The organism is Kocuria sp. UCD-OTCP (genome assembly GCF_000349605.1).
Lineage (GTDB): Bacteria > Actinomycetota > Actinomycetes > Actinomycetales > Micrococcaceae > Kocuria > Kocuria rosea.
In genome coordinates this window covers 1-2,518 of record NZ_AOSQ01000062.1, presented here as the reverse complement: position 1 = coordinate 2,518, position 2,518 = coordinate 1, and the positions used below count along the sequence as shown (strand labels likewise).

Here is a 2,518-nt window from a genome sequence, read left to right as displayed (position 1 = left end):
CCTATCACCGGAGGCGACGCCAAGCCGCGCTCGGGAGATTGACCCCCATCGAGTACGAGACCATCATGACCACACCAGCCCTTCAGGCTGCCTGACCCAACCTGTCACCTATCGGTGCATCAGTCCCATGCTCTGAGCGCGCGCCTTCGCCCGACAGGCCTCCAGGTAGCGCTCCACCGCCTCGCGCAACGGCACCTCGGTCACCGGAGGAGGCAAGGCCATGGGAGTCCTTCGTTGAGCCGGGACAAGAACGCATGACCACCGGCCGGTCGATGCGCTGACCTGCCGCTGCGTCCCAAGAGATGTCTTATTCTCGTTAATACTACGACACGGGCTATGGTGGGAGGACCGGCTGGCCGTGCCCGCCGATCTCCGAAGCCCCGCTCCGTGCCGCCGCGCCGGCCCCAGGGTGCACAGCGGACAAGGCCATCCATGGCCGCACGGACGAAGAGGATCCCCGTCGCAGGTGCCCACGGGCGCGGACGCGAGCACCGACGTCCTGAGGAGGCCGTCGTGTCCCCATCACCCACTCTGTCCCGACCGGCCAAACAGCTCACCGCCGCCACCGGGGCCAAGCACACCACCTGCCTGCGAATCCTCGGGGCGACCGCCACCCGGGTTGCCGATCCTGCGGCCCGCCTGGAAATCGCCCAAGAGGTTCTTGTAGCCGAGACGGACAGGATCGGCGGCCTAGCCAATGCCTCGGCGCCGGTAGAGGGACCCCGTTTTGATTTCGACACCTGGTGGTCCACGGGCCGGCACCTAGGCGTCTACGGGCCCTCCGGGGCCGGCAAAACCGTGCTCACCCAGCACCTGGCCGCCACGTTGATGGCCCGTGGCGTCGAGGCCTGGGCCATCGACTTCAACAGCGGCGCACAGAGCAGCTGGTCAGGGCTCGTTCGCTCCTGCGCAGGGCACCACGACCTCACCGAATTGCACGCTCTCCTGCAGGAAGCCGCCCAGACCTGCGGGGACCGAGTGTTGTTCATCGAAGGCCTGGCCTTTCTGGCCGCCGAATCCGCCGCACCGGAGGGCAGCACCATCCTGCGCGAGACAGCCCGGAAGGTGCGGGAACTGCTCGAGGACACCCCAGTAGGGCTGCGCATCGTAGGGACCAGCTACACCGCCACACGAGCTCGGGGACCGGCACTGGCCGCCCTGATCGAGATCGGCGACAAAATCATGCTGGGATCTGTCACCCCCGGCCAGGCCATGTCCCTCGGCGCACCCCAGAATGCCGGTGCGCCCCAGGGGCCCGGACACGGAATCTGGATCTCCGCGCACAGCCACGGCATCGTCACCCCGGTACCGAGACACTCCCCGTTCCATGCCGTCCGTGACTGGGACGACCTCTACGGTCCTCGCCGCGCGAGACCTTCCCAGGTGCCCAGGTGTGCCCCGGCGCACCGCATCCCGTTGCTGCAAGTAGGGGATCGGCTACGCTTCTGGCGGGTGCCTCGCACCGTGTGGGAGGTGCGCGCCGTCGCGCTGAAACTGGGACAGGCCCCGGGGGCCGAGCATCCCGTGGTGGTGGCCACTTCTCACATGTTCGGCGAATCCTGGTACTTGGCCCTGGATTGTTGGCGCGGGCTGCGCAGTCAGCACGATTTGTGGGGCGATCCCGTGGTCAGCGACGACGACTGCCAGCACATCGCCGAAGCTCTCGCCGACGGGGCGATCGACTTCTTCGACTACACCGCGACTCGTCTGGACCTACACATGATCGAGCGCGACGGACAGGTGATCTGGGCCGACGAACACTGACACCACCGTGTGGCCCACCGTGGCCTTCAGGGGCCCGATCGAACGATCACAGACGACATCCGGCACCCGTGATTGACCTCTGGGGAGCCGGGATCTCGTGGGACTGGGCCATCCGGTCGGTACAGCGCAGGACTTCGGGCGCCAGCAGTTTCTGCCAGTGCAGGGGGCGTCCCTGGCAACGACGCTTGAAAAGAGACCAGGGCCGACCCTGCGGCTCCACGGTCCACGCTGTTGAGCCCGACGAACGCGCAAAAGCCATGGCCAATGTGGTCATTGGCCATGGCTTGCCTCAGTAGTTCTGCGGTGGATCGGAGGCGGGGAAAGAATCACGCCCCCACCGGTCGGCCTTGGCATCGTTCAACGCGTACCGCAGAGCGGCTGCCTCCGCACGCTGTATCAGTTGCTGGAGCGGAACCGTCTCAACTGCAGGGCGAGTCGCGGTGATCGTGCGGACGCTCGTGACCAAGGGCTTGTTCTCCTGCATTGGAACACCTCCTCTCCGAGGCCTTCACCATCTCGCATCTCGTCTCAGAAAGCACCCATCAGCGTGCTACAGGCCCCACCCACGGACCAATGCCGTAACACCGAGGCCTCACAACCTGATCGCAGCACAAGTGCAAAACGGGACTGCCCGGACTTCCGTTGAGTCAAGCAGGGACTGTCCGATAAACGGTGTGTGGGGCCCGGCGGTTTTCATCAGTGAGCGGTTCTCTCGAACCGCCCGGCGAAGGTGATCGCGAACGCGTTCAGCGCC

The 2,518-nt window shown here is 66.1% G+C and carries 1 protein-coding gene; it reads left to right on the top strand.

The window, feature by feature from the left end:
- Positions 1-513 precede the first annotated feature (513 nt).
- The gene (locus tag H488_RS33210) at positions 514-1,764 is read left to right on the top strand and encodes an ATP-binding protein (RefSeq protein WP_017834556.1); all 1,251 of its coding nucleotides are present in this window, start codon (positions 514-516) and stop codon (positions 1,762-1,764) included.
- The last annotated feature ends 754 nt before the right edge of the window (positions 1,765-2,518 follow it).